Origin of the sequence: Stieleria magnilauensis (assembly GCA_007753675.1) — a bacterium.
GTDB lineage: Bacteria > Planctomycetota > Planctomycetia > Pirellulales > Pirellulaceae > Stieleria > Stieleria magnilauensis.
Map to the genome: position 1 here is coordinate 7,963,657 of CP036432.1, position 15,080 is coordinate 7,978,736.

Sequence of the window (15,080 nt, forward strand, 5' to 3'; positions counted from 1 at the left end):
TGAGTCTGTTAAAAGTCAAAACGTCCGAGCAGTGAGCCACGCCGCTAATGAGTTGCGTGAGATCACAAATCGGTGATGTCGTGTGCGGGTCTTTCTCCCGCGTGTGTCCGAATCCTAGCGAATAATCGCGAGGTGTCAAGTATAAAGATAGACGGTGATCGGAGGAGGAAACCGCACCCTCAAGCGGAGGATTTCCGTTCCGCACTCCGCGACGAGAAGCCGGCCATCGTGCCTCACGCACTTCTCGCACTCGCCAGACTCTGTGTCGATTGACGTAATCAATTCTGGTAGCTTCTTGCCAGTTGCGTCATACGCCTCGCCTGGTGGCACATTGCCCCTTGACCAATCAATGAACATTTCGCAGCCTCTGTAAAGCCATTTTGTTCCGCGCCGACATCTGCCGCCGGGCGTTCTTCACCTTCGCATCTTTCGCCTTGCTGTCGGCCTTTGGGTCGATCAGTTCATCGGCCAATCCGATCTCGACCGCTTCGGTCGCACTGAACACCGTCCCGTCAGACTTGCCAACGAGCCAGCCGCGAATCTCCGATTCCTCTCGCCCAGTCTTGTCCTTGTAGATGTCGACCAGGTGACTGTCGATCGTCCGCAACCAGTCGCCCACAGACTCCATTTCTGCCTCATTGCCCCACGCCAGCGTTGACGCCCGGTGAACCCCCAGGTCGCTCGCCTTGTACATCTGCAGCTTGTCGCCGGCCAGTGCGATGTAGGACGCCGCCGAGAACGCGATACCCTCGACCGTGATCGTCACTTCCCCGTCGTGGCTTGCCAGTGCATTGTGGATCACGAACCCGTCATACACATCGCCGCCGAACGAGTTGATGCGGACGTTGACCGGCTTCCCTTTCTGCCCTGCCAGGAACGACGAGACACTTTTGGCCGAAACGCCTTCGCCGAACCAATCCTCCCCGATCTGGTCGAAAATCAGAAGCTCCGCCGGTTCGTCGCCTTCGCCCTTGTTGACGAACACCTTGAAATCGCTGCCGTCGTTGGCGTCAACGATCGCCTTGGGTGCGGCGCGATTGAATGGTTTGACTTTCACGATACTGTCTCCGCTAAAAGGATGTCGTCCACCAATTGCTCCACGCATTGGCTCAGGTCTTCGGTTGCTTCGTCCACCGCTGCGGACAATTGCTCAGGCTGCACGCTGTCGAGCACCGACAGCATCGCATCGAAACGGTCGCTGCAGTGCCGCTTGGCTGATTCTGGATCCCCGCCGAGCTGCTCGACCGCGCGGGCCAGCGTTCTCGGCCAGGTGTCGATGTAGAACTTGTCGGCCCAGTTCAAAAAGTTCTTCTGGCTCGCCGCCGCTTTGCGAACGTGCTTCTGCTCGACGCTCATCAGGTGCTCGATCCGGCCCGCGTAGGCCTTCCGCTTCGCATCCTCGGCGGAATCCGTCTCGTCGCCTTCGTCTGTGTCGTCGCCGGTTTCTGTTGCCGAGCCCGGCGAGATCGCGGGGTTCTGGTACTCGTCGCCGCCTTCGTAGGGGTTCATGTCCAGTTTCTGGCGTGCTTCGTTCGGACTGTAAATCCGATGCACAATCCCCATGCCTAGCGTTTCCATCGACGTCTTCGAGTCCGTCCGCAGCAGTGCCTTAACTTCCATCTTGAAAAAGTGCGTGCGTCGCTCTTTCTGCCGGTTGCTCAGCAACTTTCGATCGCACTCCTGCTCCCACTTCGTCACCCATCGCATCAGCGAGTTGACCAGGTAGGCCAAGTTTTTTTGCTCGATCGAGTTGTAGGACACGCTGTCATCATCGCCAAGGATGCTTTCAAGCATGAACGTCAACGCTGCTTCCTGCCGCTGGAAAAGCCGCTGCTGCACCCACTCGTTATCCTTCGCCCCCGACCCTTCGAACGCCTGGGCCTCCATCTCGCCACGCAACAGGCCCCACTTGCCGGCGTTGTCGACGCCTTGGTGATGCCGGTTCCAGTCGGCCAGGAACTCGCGGGCCTTCGTTTCGTTTTTCAGTTCGTTGCGAGGGTCGCGGACAAACCCGCCCGGATTCGCTCCGCTGCTGAAATGCTTATTGGCCGCTTTCTCGCTCGCCAGACCCAGCCCCCACGAGTTACGGAATAACTTCATCGCATACAGTCCGGCCAGTCCGTCGCACGAAAGCCCCGGAATGTGCAACACGTATTCGTCAGGGATCATAAACGTGCGGCCTTCGACCTCGATGTAGTCAAGATCCTTGAACCGCATCAGCCGGTCATCCTCGTCGACCTCCGTTGCGTGCCACTTGTCGCCCTTGATCATCTTCGTCGTGCTGCGGTCGGGATGGATCGGCAAAAGTTCCTCCACCCGGCCCGCTCCCTGGATCATCACCGCGCGACCGTTGCCGCCGAGCAATGAATGTACCATCAGTTCCTCACGGAACACCGCTGGCATCTGGTATTTGTTCGGCTCGACGTTCATCAGGTAGTCGCCACGCTCACGTAACGCGACTTCTGCCCCACGAGGCAAGCGGCGGTGAACGTGCAACGGCATTTGGCTCATGTGTCCGCACAGCTTGCTGACGCCGTACCAAACGGGCGGATAGCCAAGGGCGGTTTCCCAGTTGACCTTGACGCCGCTCTCGGACGTGCTGCCTCCGCCGACCCAATTGATAAACCACTCCGCCGGATCGGATAACCCGGTGACAATGCCCGCTGCGTCGGTCGGCTTGCTTTGCCGAAAGATACCTTTAATCCAGTCAAACATTGTACATCCTATGTAATGAACAGCTTGCCCTTCGTGCCGGGCGGAGCAATCGACGCCAGCCGATACGCCATGATCACCGCGACGATGGGGTCAATTTTGTCGGGGCTGTTGGCTTTATCGGGGATGCAGAAATAACCCGCCGAACGCTTGCCATTAACCAGCACCATGTTTCCCGCCGCCCACGTCAGCAGCCCGTTGCCTTCGTGGCGAACCCGCCCCAGTTTCAAGTCGGCCAGGAACTTCGTAATCGGTTCGGTCCACATGCCGGCGTTTTGGAAAAACTTCACCGTCTCGATGCCCTCGGGTTCCAGCGACTGCGCGAAGTCTCGCGAGTTTGCCGGGTCATACGCCCACGATCGAATCTGGTTGTCCTGGTACTCGCGGATCACTTCCTGACGCATCTCATTGATTTCCATCGACGACACACGCAGCAGTTTTTGATCGACCCAATCGGACCACGGTTCCTTTGACAGATCACGCTCGGCGGAGGTGTTGATAAACCCGACGCTATCGACCTCATACCGGTAGAGCGGCCGGCCAGTCGGCTCGCCGGTCTTGGTGTCAATCTCATCTTCGCCCGTGTCGAACCGGGCACAGAACCCCAGCGCCGCCAAGTCGTCTTGGCCGCCCATGTCCCACGCGCCGCAGATCGCGTCTGCGTCAGACCAGTCCGAAAACTCGCCCTGTGCCGCTCGCCAGGTCTCATCATGGATTGCTTTTTCCAGCGACGAAACCAAGACGTTGCAGTGATAGCGTTTGAAGACGTGCAAGCCGGCGGGGCTTAGCTGTGCATCGTCGGCCTGCTCCTGCATAAATTCCCGCTTTGGCGTCACCGGATAGTTCGGGTTGGCCTTGGCCCAATTCTTCTCGTCGAACGGGTCATCCTCTGGGATCTCGCCCGTGCCCTCGCACTTGGGACATCCCTTGATGGCTCCGCAATCACACGGGCGTTTTTCGTCCAGTCGAGCGATGAAGCAAAAGCGGTGATCGCCCGGCGGGTTATCCAGTTTGTAGCCGTCCAGCACGCGACAGGACAGCGTATCAACTTCAATCCACAGCTTCGACTGATCGTCTCCCGCCGTCGTGATCGTGATGATCAGCGGCTGACGACGTGACCCGTGAGCGGTATTTAATTTGTCCCAAAGCCCCTTGTGATGGGTGCCCCATTCGTGGATTTCATCGAGCACCGCAGCGTGAACGTTGAACCCGTCCGACGTTCGCGAATCGGACCCGAGTGGTTTGAAGAAACTGTTTGGCTGATAGGCCCCCTTCTTCGTCACGATCGACTTGGCCAAGACCGTGACTTGCTTACGGACCTCTGGCGACCCGTCAGCCATCGCTTTGGCCAGCCCGTGGACAATCTTGGCCTGATCCTCTTTCGTGGCGGCACAATAAATCTGTGCCCCCTTTTCCAGCGGATCGTCGCACGTCAGCAGCAGCAGCCCGATACCCGCCGCCACGGTTGACTTGCCCCACTTTCTGCCGCAAGTGATGTAAGCGTGGCGAAACCGCCGGCAACCGTCCGCACGTCTCCAACCCATCAGGCACCAGACGATGAAAGCCTGGTTGTCCGTCAGTTCGACCGGCTTGTCGGCCCACTCGCCCTCGACGTGACGCAGGCAAGCCGGAAACCACATGATCGCGAGCGACGCCTTTTGTTCGTCGAAGTAGTGCCCGCGAGTGTGTGCGTGCTCCAAGTCGTAGACGTGTCGCTCGACCGCTTGGCGAACCCGTCGCCCGGTGACGATTGACCCGTCCAAAACCCCGTCGATGTATCGCTGAACTTGCTGCTTAGGTGCTTCCATCTCGCGCCGCGATAAGATCGGCCATTGATGGGGCACCGTCGCCGCTTGGCTTGCTTTGCTCCGACTCGTCCTTGGGTGCTTCGCGGGCAAGATCGGCCGCGAGTCGGTACAGCCGGTCCCAGTAGGCAGTAAAAGACAGCCGGGCCTCTTTGTCGGTTGGCTCGCCTTCGATCGCGGCAAGCAGTGTTTCGCAGACGCTAGACAGTCGCCCGGCAACGTTGCCAGCATCAATGCCAAGATCAGCCAAAGACGTGACCACCGACCCGGTAGCGTGCTCAGCCGCATCGCTGCGACACGCCTGTAGCGTCCCGAGCATCTCTTTCTCTGCGTCTGTTTTTTTGTTGTGGCCACCGCTCCGCTGCCCTTTTCGTCCTGCCATCCCTCTGGCCTCATTGATGTTCAGTTCTCTTGACGCAAAGCTTGACATTCATGTCAAAGCACGGCTTCGCGCCCATGTAGACGTGATTCCCGAAGACGTTTATCAGGCTCCACATTTGCCATTTCGACCATCCGTCATCGTCTTCCACTGGCTTCGTGTATCCCGCATCCCAAAGATTGCCGCTCATTACTGACTCAAACCATTCGCGATGCACTTGGCGTCCGTGTTCGGTCAATCGCACATAGACGTAATCGTTCAGGTTGAAGGGAACGCCGCGCTCTGACGTGTATTCCTTGGGTCGCTCGTTTTCTCTAGCCCATTCTGAAAACCGCTCCACCGCCTCAGCAGCCTCCGCAAATGCCTTGCGAATGCCGATGGTGGGGTCATGGCTACCAAGCTGGACCTTTTTTCCAGTTGGCGTTATCCATGTGTCCGATGCACTCTTTCCGGTGTGTACCGCCATTACTCTGCCTCTTTTCTCAACTGTTCCAAAAAACCGTCCAGCTCCATCCGCCCCATGCCCTCAATCTCAACGTGGCACCGCTGGCAAACCGGCACCAAGTTCGCCCGATCAAGCCGCAAGTGTTCCGCATCTTCGAACCGCTCGATGTGGTGCATGTGCTCGGCTACGCTCGTGAGCTTGCCCCGCGCGACGCACACCACGCACTCTTCCAATTCGTCCCTCAGTCGTTCGCTCAGTGTTCGCCATCGGTGATCATAGCCCCGCTCTTTCGTCGTCCGTCGGTGTGTCGGTGCCGGCGGCTTGCACTCGTCGCAAACCTTCCGGCCTTGCACGATCGCCCCGCATCGGCAAAGTCTCGCGCTAGTCACCGAGCCAGCCCACGCCCAATTCATCCGGTGGCACAAACGTCCCTGCCATGATCGCGATCGAATCCCCTGCCGCCATCGTGAAGATGCCCGGATCCGCCGTCAGCGTGACCGTCTTGGTATCACCGACATAGTTCTTGATTCGCCCGACTGCCTTTTGTGTGCTCGTGGTTTGATCCGTCACAACAATAATTGCGTTGTTGTAGGCGTCGTTATCTGACGACCCGGCGGTGAGCGTGAACACCGTCTGGCTGGTCAGCGTCGCGATCGTCGTGCTTTGCAACAGTTGCGGAGGCGACCCGCCCGCCCCAGTCGTCCATGCCGCATCACCGCGGTCGCGGATCTCTTCCAGCGTGTCGGTCGACGATGACCACCCCGCGCCCTTGATGTCGGTCAGGTGCGTAATGATCGTTGATTGATTCGCCGCAGTTGCGTCACCGCCACCACCTCCGCCGCTTGGGCCGTTTTCGAGTGCCAGCGTCGTAAACTGCCATCCGCTCGACCCGTCGTCCTCGATCGACGTGGCGAGCTTGTCAGTCACAACCTGGATCGCATCGACCACCGTGTCCACTGTCGCCAGTGCCGCAACAGTCGCCGGTGCATAGTTCGCCTGCGCGGTTGCGAGCGTCACGCCGTCGCTGCCCGTGATCGTGTCCAGATCCGCTTGGGCTGTCGCAAGTGCCGAAGCCGTCGCAAGGGCACTGGTTGCCGTTGCCAGCTTTGTATCCAAATCCAACCCGCCCGCATCACTCACGGGCAATCCACCTGCGGCGTCGGCGGCTGCGTTGGGGAGTGCGGTGCCAGCGAGTCCGCGCGTCGTCGACCACGGCGATTCGATCAGGGCATCATTGAGTGCCGACGCCCTGAAACAAAACGTCTCCGATCGCCATGCCAAAACCCCGGTGCAAATGCCAGTAAAGTAGCCATAGCCCTCGGTGTCGTTGTTGATCGACGCACCACCGGTTGCCGGGATCTCGATCTTGTACATGCCGTCGCCAACATGTGTCCAATCGTAATCGCCTGCCGTTGTCGGCGTGACTGCGGTTTGCGTAATCACCCCCGCGGGCGTGACGAAATTCCACACGAGATCCATGCCCGCCGCGTTGTAAGCAATCGCCGTTTCGCGGGTCTTGAAATCCGTGTCGTCAGTCAGCGGCAAAATATTGACCGGCACTTCAACCGCTGTGTCTACGTCTAGGTACATCATCCGATTATCGCCGCCATTTGGTTGTAGTAGTAATCTGCGCCGCCCGGCGCATCGCTAGACAATCCCGTTGCGTAGCCAAGTTTTTCTGTTCCAGTCACATCAGCGGCACCGGTGTGATAGAGAACAAAGTTCTCGCCATCGTCCCAGAGGTATGGATCGCTCTTGTATTCCCCATCAAACGCACCCACGCCGTGCCCATTGGTTAGCAGTGGATTTTTGTTGACGCGACTGAATGAAATCAGGTCAAAGGACTCCGCCATCGCTAATTCGTGCGGGTATGTACTGGCGTTGGAAACCGCGAAGTGGTGCAGCTTGTTGTATCCAGCGTACAGCAACAGATAGTGCGACTCGCCTAGCTTGTATATCTGCGGGTGCGTCAAATCCGAGCCTTCGAACCCGACCCCCGTCGGCGACATGACCGGCGAGTTAAACGAGTCATACGTCCACGAAATGCCGTCTGATGACGTGTAACGAACTAGATCGCCCTCCAGCCCCGCGATCGAGTCAGTTCGCCGATCAACAATCATCACCCATTCGCCAGACTCCTCGATCACGGCAGGCGCGCGAACATAGGCACCTGATGCACCAGTGATAACGGGGCTGGATGCGTGCTCCGTAAGCGATGACAAATCCGACCCGGTAAAGAGTCGGATAGTCCCGTTCCCTGTCGCGTCATCGAGGTACACATACCACGTCGACCCGACATAAACCAGTTCCACGGCCCGGATCGTCGACCCTGCTATGATCTGCCCCTGATCTGTCCATGTGTGCGGACTGCCTGTTGTTGACGTGTAATATCGAACATTCCCGGCGACCTCCGCAACAATCATGTGATTCGCCGCGAGCCCCGTCTTTGCTGCGCCTGCCACAGCGCATCCACGATTGCCTGTCGAAAGCAACTCGGCAGTGTCCGCGTACTCGCTATTGGGGTAACGCTCAGACATCCAGTTGTGAAGATCAGTGATGTCTGAATTAGTCACGGCGACATCGTACAAGACGAAATCCGCCAAGTGAAAAGCCGCCCCGATATCTGTCGTGGGGTGGTTGCCAATCACAAGGTCGCCCGACACTGCGGTATCAATCACCCCGGACGCGCTCACCTGGAACGCAAACTCACCGTCTATCCACACCTGCAAATTCGTGCCGTTGTGGCGAACGATGAGAGTCATCCACCCGGATGCAGTAGGAGAGTCATCCGCAACCGAGAGAGCGGTTGATGGTGCAGCAGCAAGACGGCAAAAAGCCTGAAACGCTCCGCTGAGCACTCGCAACGCAACGGTGGCCGCATTGGTCGCCACTTTGTTAAACAGCCATGTCCCGCTAGATGCCGCCTCTAAGTTTGTTAGTCGCACACGCATTGCGTATGTAACGGCTGAGCTATTGATCGTCGAGTCTGCACTGACCGTCAATCGGCCATCACCACCAGCTGCGGCAAAGCCCACGAACGGCATGTCGGAATAATACTCTGATCCATCCTGGTATGTCGGATGGTCTGTGCCGCTACCCGCTGCATCATTGCCCTCGCCGGATGAGTCAGCCCATGACGTAACATCATCGCCGTCAGACAACGCGGTAAGCGTTGACGGGTCAAGCCAAACCACGCAGCCTGAAATGTCTGTAGGGTCTGCAATGGGCATTCAGTTCGCCCCCTCAATCTCGTAATGCCAAAAGATCGGCGTCGGCTCGTATCGATTAACAGACAGATCCGCTTTCTGCTGCACGAAAACCAACTCCTGTACGTCCGGCAGCCAACACAAACCGACCTGTTCACGTTTGGGCTTGAACACCGATGCGTTGCCGTCACGCCTGCCGCCCCATCCGTACATTTCGCCGTCGAGGTACGGCAGGTTGACGACAATCTCCTGCGTGTGCCGCACTGCGGACGGGCTGCGTCCGTCGAGTGTTTTGACGTACTCGGAAAGCGGGAAAACCAACAGCCGCAATTCGTACCCGTTGGCCGCGTATCCGCCGATTTGATTTCCGTTTTTATCTCTCGGCTTGTAGTCCACCCAGCCGAGCCCAACGCCGACCAACGCAATCAGATTGTCACCGACAATCACCGCGTCCACGATGTCGTCAGAGTGCTTGGCGTGCTGGTAAGGGGCTGAATAGCTATCCCAGATCGCGGGATTGTTCAGCCGGATGCTCTCGCCGTAATCGACCCCATCGTCTGTCGGCAACAGATACGGCAGCGCGTTTGCGCCGTTCCAAAACGCCAGCGGTTCGGCCTCCATCGTGTCGAAGTCGAGCGCAAACGCAGGTGGCCCGAACGATGTTGACCCGCTGCCAGTCATCGCAACGCCGCCGACAATCGCCTCGCATCGCGAGAGCTTCGGGTGTGCTGCTTTCCAGCTATCCGGTAGCTCAACGATGTATTTAGAGATCCTGTTGTGCATTGCGTATCGGTTGCGGCCCGTGTCCGTCAGTTCGCCGCCGATGTCTGTGATTCGAAACAGTTCCCTCCCGCTGAAATCCAGATTGCACCGGCCCAAGTCCAACTGATCGTCCTCGGCAGCGGTATTGTAAAATTCAAACAGCGTGAAATAGAGCTTGCCATCAATCACCGTCAGCCCTTCGGCCTGTCCTTCGCTCGGATCACTGTCATTGATCCCGCTAATCGTTGACGTTGACGCAATCGCTGCCTTTCTCGCCTTGGGGATAGCTTTCGTTGTCGTGGCGATTCTAGGCTCGGGAAATTGCAGCAGCGCCACCGCATCAGACAGCCCGCCGTATTGACCGCCCTGCAAAATTGGTCGCTTGCCCCGAACATAGAACCGCCGATCGCCTGCATAGGCAACGCGAGCCCCAGACGCACCGATCAAGCATACGCCAGCTTCGTCGTAGCAGGTCGTGCAGCCGATGTATTGCAGCGAGATCCCATCGCCTGGCGTATCCGGTTCCGGCTCCACCGACTCCAACGCATCCAGCCGCGATTCAATCGCGTCGAGTCGCGCAGTGATCCCCGAATCGTCGTACACCGGCACGTCGATCGTCACCGGCACCGTTTGTGCCGCCGCGACCGTTGCGAGGGCGAGCCATAGTAGGAGTGTTTTCATGCGTCCTTAAATCCCCAACCCACTAACATCGTGCACGTCAAATGCTCGAATCATGCACGATCCGTGCCCGACTCGCACCCACGCATCGCGTGATAATTTTTCGTAGCCAAACAAACGCCCGTCGGCATACCGCCGGCGTACTGTATCTGCGTTGCATCCGATCTCGTCGGCCAATTGTTCGGTCGTCATGACCGCCGGTGTCGGTTCGACCGGATCGGCAATCATGACCGATACGTTACCGACGCTTTGTGTTTGATGCACCGTCGGCGAAACCGATGCGTGACGTCTGTCCCACGTGATCAACACCAGGATTCCGATCGTCGTCGCCAAAAAGACACCGCAATTGGCAAACCACGCGATAATCTTTTCATTGGTCGTCATCGTTGGTCTCTTCGAGAGTTTCGACTTGTTGACGTAGTTTTTTGTTCTCGCCTCGCAATTCGTCATTCCGTTTCAGAACGGCCCAAAAGACACGGACGAAAAAGATCCACATCGAGCCGATCGCAACGTATGTTGCGGCTAAGACGGTTTTGACAAATCCCAATTCTGACGGATCATTGTTTTGCCCCAGCATTTCATCGTTTCGCCTCGACACGGTGAATCATGTTGTAGTTTTCAGTAGCCGCAGGATGTCATCCGCATCATGCGGTTAGGCTCGGCCGATTGTGTCAGCTTTCGGTCGAGCCGCTTCTACTTCTCCGACGTGGACCGCTCCGGTACGAGACGTTCGATCAACGACACATGCCGCTCGATCGCCGCGCTGTACTCCGCACGCATCGCCGCGCGTTCGACCTGTGCGTCATTCAGAACGACGTAAAGCAACGCAAACGCCAGCCCGCCAAACCCAAGCGGCTGAACCAGTTTGACCCACCACGGGCCGACGGGCTGTTGTTGATCGTCTTCGTTCATTTATCCAGGTCGAGTACGGCTTGCGGGCCACCGACGGCGAACGCTCGCAGTTCGTCATCCGTTGCGCTTTGGATCTCGTCGATTACTTCCCGACGAGCTTCGCGAAGTTCATCCCCGGCCAAGCCGGCTTTCCGCAACGCTTGCGTCACGCGGACGCGAACAGCAAACGGTCGACGTCTGATTGCAGCGACGCGAGCTTCTTCCGTGTCGCCACATGAATCGAGCCATTTGTACAACAGGTCAAAAACCAGATCCCAAGGGATATTCATTGAGTTTTACCTACCAAAAAGGAGTTTTCTGCCGGGGAACCAAATGGTGTTGCGTTGTTGTGACGCAGCGGGTTGCTGCGATGGGCTGCGGATCGGGCATTGTCCGTCCGGGCAGTATTCGTCGGACGCTTCGCCATCGAATGACAATTTCAGAGACGCCGTCGCGGACGGACTGACGCGAGCAGCCGCCGGCGCGGACGTGTAGGGATTAATCGCTAAGCTGGAATGATTGAGGTTGTGAAGATTCCACAACCAATTCCAGTTCAACCCTTCCAGTTGCGATCGCTGATAGACGTACCGATGATCGTCTTCCGGTGTGGTCAAATGGAGCTTTGCCCACGAAGGCGTCTTGGGGCTCATGTCCGCGTAGAGATTACCGTCGTAGCGTGCTTTGATTTCGCGTTTCAACTCGTCGGGCGTCTTGAGCCGCCGGCCAAAGGACACTACCGGCTTTGAGACGGAAGCATTCCCATCACTGACAACATGCTCAACTTTCGCCGGCGAAACGACTTTGATATTTCCTTGTTCAGCACGCGTGGATTGCTGGTCGATGATGATTCGGACGACAGTTTCGCCGGGGCTTTGGTTTTCACCGGCTCCTTTCTCATTGTCTCCAATCGCCGATTGAATTCCTTTCGCTTCCGTTTGGATGCTTTCAAGTTCTTCAATACGTTGCTGCAGCTGGAAGATTCGTTTGGCATTAGGGTCGTCCTTTGGTGGATCGCAAGACTTCGGTGCTTCGAGAATCTTGACTCGAGTATCGAGGTCGCAAATCTGTTGATCGTGCTCATTGACCCTTTCGGTCAATAATTGAAGCGGTGCCGGCGTGTACGTGTCGGCGGCAACCGATGGAAGGGTGAGTAGCAGCAGGACGACGATCGCCAGTGCTGCGATTGTTTTTTGGTTTCTCATTTCGCTATCGGGAATCGAGGTACAGGACGAATACGATGATTGGGAGTGCAAGCAAGTAAACTCCGACCGCAAACGTGAATCCGACGAATGGCAGTGAAAACAGATCATTGATCAGCTTGTAGAATGCATCGCTCATCACACTTTCGGTTTTCGTGCGAGAATGAATTCACCGAGTGAACGATCGCCGTCGAATGCTTCGAAGGATCCGCGGAACACCAGCTCGTTCACCGGTACGTCCGGCTCGTCGGGCTCATCCGGCGTGTGTGGCATCGGACGGTATTGATTGTCCAGCGACGGTGGCGCCGATCCGCTCAGCGAATAACCCAGCCCGCGGGCCTGGCCAAGGTCGGTGTTGTTCGGATACCCGCGCCGGCCGAGCGATTTCGAGTGGATCGACGGGTACATGAGTGCCGAACCATCGCGGTTGTGCGGCAATCCCAACGCGTGCCCGATCTCGTGAGACGCGACGGTCGACAGAAAATTGAGCGACCACGTCCGATCGTTGTCGTAGCGTTGTTCCAGCACCGCGCGACAGTTGGATTGCGCAAGATACGACCACGCGAGCGTCGAACCACCGAGACGACCCAGCCCGGCCCAAATGTGTGCACCGGTCCGACCACGCTGCACAACCGCCGTCAAATCGCTCAGTGCGTAGTTCCAGTTGTTGATAGCACCGATGAATGCTTTCAACGTGTCATCGGATGTCATCCCCGGCGCTTTGTCGAACGCCAAACCGAATTTGATGTTTCGCCGGCAAGCCGTCGGCCAGTTCGCCTCTTGCTTGGCCGACATCGCGGCCCCAGGAACCTCGAAATCAGGGAACCCACAACGCGGCATCGCAAACAGCCTTTCAGTCGCCGGGCCAATGTCGCCGTCGGCCACGGCTAAACGTCCATGCTCTTGAAGCGTCAGTTCGTCCAGCGTTGGCCGCAAGAAATCTTGGTACGATCGCACCGCCGTTGCGAATTCCTTCGACGTCAGCGTGATCTTGTCCAGGTCGGATTCTTCAATCCCGACGGGCATTTCCGTATTGTGAAAATGCCCTTTCTCCCACAGAAACGACTTCAATTCGGTGCCGTTCATTCACTGGCCTCGTTGATGATCGAATTGGTTTTTGACACTACGGCCAAAGCCTCGCCGGGCGTGATCGATTCACTTCCACGGGCGGAATACGCTAAGCCGTACCGAACGGCTTCCAGCGTGTTCGCAATCACGGTCGCGTTGCTCAACCCGCCTTCTTGCATTTTCGCGACCAAGTAATCGCTCAGCTTGCGGCGAAACGGCTGCCAGTTCTCATCAATGACGGAATCGGCCGCGGAGTGCAGGACGTGGTAAACGGTTGCCGTGTTGACCTTGCCATCGATCGCGCCGTCGCGGACCGTTTCGAAAACGAGGGCGTATTTTTGAGCCCCCTTGGGATCGCCGATCGACGCCGACCATTCCGCCGCGTCTGCGGAGATACCCGCCGGCGGTTCGGCCGGCTGCTCGGGATCGGGCTTGGGCTCATCCGGCGATGTCGGCGGCGTCTCGTCACCGTCGCGCAGATCCACAACCGTCTCGATCCGGACCAGCGACGGAACCCCATCGGTATCCAAGACGGTCAGAAAATAGCCCGCGTCGGTGATCGTCAACGGTGGCGGTCCGGCGATGACACCGATCGACCCGACGAGAATGGCCAGCCCCAGCAAAATGTGTTGCGCAATTCGGTTCATCAATAGCCCCACGGATAAGGTCGGCTGGACGGCTCGCCATAACGGTCGTATGCATACTCCCGCACACCACGCCGCACTTGCTCCTGGCGACCGTAGGAAACGAAATCGCTGTGCAGTTGGTACTTGCTCCCGGCGCGGTCGCGGCATGTGTACGTGTCGCCCATGTGAGCCAGACCGCAGAGGGCGACCGCAATGCACGCAACCACGCAGATCATCGCGATGGTCTGGGCGTCTGATTCGGCTCGGCGGTTTCGCATGGGGGCCACGAGTGCGGGGTTGCTGATCAACTCACGCAATAATGGCAAGCCGTTTCTATGCGTCAAACGAGTTTCCGGCCTGGGCGGAATTGGGGCTAGTCGGCCTTGATGCCGCGCAACGCAAGGATTCGCTCCGTGAGCTGATCTCGCAACTCCGTGGCGGCATTGACATCCAGTCCGACCCATTCAGTCGGGTGAGCAAACCTTATGATGATCGTTCCGTGTCGATCATCGTTCGCGATTGCGTATGTCAGTTCTCCGTCGTCATCACAACCAATGCGTCCGTCGGGAAACTTTCGAGAATAGGCCCCTGTCGTCTGTTCGATAAAACGATCGCGTAATGCACCCTGCTCTCGCAGGATCCTTTCCAAGTCTTGCCCATGATGTGGGTTCATAACACTAGCTCTCCAAAGCCCCGCCGCGCCCGCTGCGGCGAGAGGTTCAAAACGCGAGCGGGCCGCGTTGGGTGCGCTAGGCAATGATCAGTCGCACTGTTCGTTCGTAAATCTCGATCGCCTTCCGATCAGCCCTTGCTTCTGCATCGGCAAGCCGGATCTCGGTATCAGCAAGCATCGCAATCTCGCGATCGATGCCGACCTGCGACATGGCGGAAGGATACGGCAGGCTCCGCTGCCGTATCTCGCTCATCTTTGCCGCAAAGCAATACCCGCAAATGTCGGCGTCTCTCGGGTCTGCGAACCCCGTCTCATCGACGTCAATGCCGCATTGCATGCACTTGTATTCCGTGTCGCATCTCATGGCTCCCACTCCTCAAAAACCTCAACCCCGCCCCTGCCCGGATACGCAACACGCGTGCCCACGTAAGACAGCGGCCTCGCTTGATCGTCAACCATCCGAATGTCACCCTCCTCTTCCAGCACGCTGACGATCTCGTACAGCGCCGAAAAGCAAACGTCGTGCTCGGTCCCTCGTATCGCCGCCGCGATTTGCTGGATCGTCATCGGCCCGCGACTGTCGACGATGCGACGGATGCGGATTGATCGGCGTTCGGCCATCCTTGGTTTTGTCAT

21 protein-coding genes are annotated in these 15,080 nt (G+C 57.9%); all 21 read right to left on the reverse strand.

Going from position 1 to position 15,080, the window contains the following annotated elements; genetic code table 11:
* Window positions 1-346 precede the first annotated feature (346 nt).
* The 21 genes from TBK1r_RS28400 to TBK1r_RS28490 all read right to left on the reverse strand — a co-directional run bounded on the left by TBK1r_RS28400 (window position 347) and on the right by TBK1r_RS28490 (window position 15,080).
* Window positions 347-1,057, reverse strand: coding sequence for a head maturation protease, ClpP-related (locus TBK1r_RS28400; RefSeq protein ID WP_419580486.1), 711 nt, complete (start codon window positions 1,055-1,057; stop codon window positions 347-349).
* Window positions 1,054-2,715 carry a phage portal protein gene (locus tag TBK1r_RS28405; RefSeq protein ID WP_145218409.1) on the reverse strand — a complete coding sequence of 554 codons (1,662 nt, stop codon included), beginning with the start codon at window positions 2,713-2,715 and terminating at the stop codon, window positions 1,054-1,056. The genes TBK1r_RS28400 and TBK1r_RS28405 overlap by 4 nt, the downstream gene beginning before the upstream one ends.
* Window positions 2,716-2,723: 8 nt before the next feature.
* Window positions 2,724-4,520, reverse strand: coding sequence for a terminase large subunit (locus tag TBK1r_RS28410; RefSeq protein WP_419580487.1), 1,797 nt, complete (start codon window positions 4,518-4,520; stop codon window positions 2,724-2,726).
* The gene (locus tag TBK1r_RS39165) at window positions 4,507-4,899 is read right to left on the reverse strand and encodes a hypothetical protein (RefSeq protein WP_419580488.1); all 393 of its coding nucleotides are present in this window, start codon (window positions 4,897-4,899) and stop codon (window positions 4,507-4,509) included. Before TBK1r_RS39165 ends, TBK1r_RS28410 begins: the two co-directional genes overlap by 14 nt.
* A 10-nt stretch (window positions 4,900-4,909) precedes the next feature.
* Window positions 4,910-5,362, reverse strand: a complete 453-nt coding sequence (locus TBK1r_RS28415) for a hypothetical protein (protein WP_145218413.1) — start codon at window positions 5,360-5,362, stop codon at window positions 4,910-4,912.
* Window positions 5,362-5,694, reverse strand: coding sequence for an HNH endonuclease (locus TBK1r_RS28420; protein ID WP_419580489.1), 333 nt, complete (start codon window positions 5,692-5,694; stop codon window positions 5,362-5,364). Before TBK1r_RS28420 ends, TBK1r_RS28415 begins: the two co-directional genes overlap by 1 nt.
* A gap of 28 nt (window positions 5,695-5,722) precedes the next feature.
* Window positions 5,723-6,934, reverse strand: a complete 1,212-nt coding sequence (locus TBK1r_RS28425) for a hypothetical protein (RefSeq protein ID WP_145218417.1) — start codon at window positions 6,932-6,934, stop codon at window positions 5,723-5,725.
* A complete protein-coding gene (locus TBK1r_RS28430; RefSeq protein ID WP_145218419.1) occupies window positions 6,931-8,571 on the reverse strand; it encodes a LamG-like jellyroll fold domain-containing protein in 1,641 nt (546 codons plus the stop codon). Before TBK1r_RS28430 ends, TBK1r_RS28425 begins: the two co-directional genes overlap by 4 nt.
* Window positions 8,572-9,990: a hypothetical protein gene (locus TBK1r_RS28435; RefSeq protein ID WP_145218421.1), complete on the reverse strand. Its 1,419-nt coding sequence runs from the start codon at window positions 9,988-9,990 to the stop codon at window positions 8,572-8,574.
* 6 nt (window positions 9,991-9,996) lie between these two features.
* A complete protein-coding gene (locus tag TBK1r_RS28440) occupies window positions 9,997-10,371 on the reverse strand; it encodes a hypothetical protein (protein WP_145218423.1) in 375 nt (124 codons plus the stop codon).
* Window positions 10,358-10,585 (reverse strand): hypothetical protein, encoded by a 228-nt coding sequence (locus TBK1r_RS28445; protein ID WP_145218425.1) that lies wholly within the window; start codon window positions 10,583-10,585, stop codon window positions 10,358-10,360. Before TBK1r_RS28445 ends, TBK1r_RS28440 begins: the two co-directional genes overlap by 14 nt.
* A 95-nt stretch (window positions 10,586-10,680) precedes the next feature.
* Window positions 10,681-10,899, reverse strand: a complete 219-nt coding sequence (locus tag TBK1r_RS28450) for a hypothetical protein (protein WP_145218427.1) — start codon at window positions 10,897-10,899, stop codon at window positions 10,681-10,683.
* Window positions 10,896-11,168, reverse strand: coding sequence for a hypothetical protein (locus tag TBK1r_RS28455; protein WP_145218429.1), 273 nt, complete (start codon window positions 11,166-11,168; stop codon window positions 10,896-10,898). Before TBK1r_RS28455 ends, TBK1r_RS28450 begins: the two co-directional genes overlap by 4 nt.
* Before the next feature lie 6 nt (window positions 11,169-11,174).
* A complete protein-coding gene (locus TBK1r_RS28460) occupies window positions 11,175-12,080 on the reverse strand; it encodes an RNA-dependent RNA polymerase family protein (protein WP_145218431.1) in 906 nt (301 codons plus the stop codon).
* A gap of 4 nt (window positions 12,081-12,084) precedes the next feature.
* Complete coding sequence (locus tag TBK1r_RS39170; protein ID WP_419580490.1) at window positions 12,085-12,216, reverse strand: hypothetical protein; 132 nt, start codon at window positions 12,214-12,216, stop codon at window positions 12,085-12,087.
* The gene (locus TBK1r_RS28465) at window positions 12,216-13,163 is read right to left on the reverse strand and encodes a matrixin family metalloprotease (protein ID WP_145218433.1); all 948 of its coding nucleotides are present in this window, start codon (window positions 13,161-13,163) and stop codon (window positions 12,216-12,218) included. The genes TBK1r_RS39170 and TBK1r_RS28465 overlap by 1 nt, the downstream gene beginning before the upstream one ends.
* Entirely contained in the window at window positions 13,160-13,792 is a 633-nt protein-coding gene (locus TBK1r_RS28470) for a hypothetical protein (protein ID WP_145218435.1), read from the reverse strand. The genes TBK1r_RS28465 and TBK1r_RS28470 overlap by 4 nt, the downstream gene beginning before the upstream one ends.
* Window positions 13,792-14,049, reverse strand: a complete 258-nt coding sequence (locus TBK1r_RS28475; protein WP_145218437.1) for a hypothetical protein — start codon at window positions 14,047-14,049, stop codon at window positions 13,792-13,794. Before TBK1r_RS28475 ends, TBK1r_RS28470 begins: the two co-directional genes overlap by 1 nt.
* Window positions 14,050-14,144: 95 nt before the next feature.
* A complete protein-coding gene (locus TBK1r_RS28480) occupies window positions 14,145-14,444 on the reverse strand; it encodes a hypothetical protein (RefSeq protein ID WP_145218439.1) in 300 nt (99 codons plus the stop codon).
* 76 nt (window positions 14,445-14,520) lie between these two features.
* Window positions 14,521-14,808, reverse strand: a complete 288-nt coding sequence (locus tag TBK1r_RS28485; protein ID WP_145218441.1) for a hypothetical protein — start codon at window positions 14,806-14,808, stop codon at window positions 14,521-14,523.
* Window positions 14,805-15,080, reverse strand: coding sequence for a hypothetical protein (locus tag TBK1r_RS28490; RefSeq protein ID WP_145218443.1), 276 nt, complete (start codon window positions 15,078-15,080; stop codon window positions 14,805-14,807). The genes TBK1r_RS28485 and TBK1r_RS28490 overlap by 4 nt, the downstream gene beginning before the upstream one ends.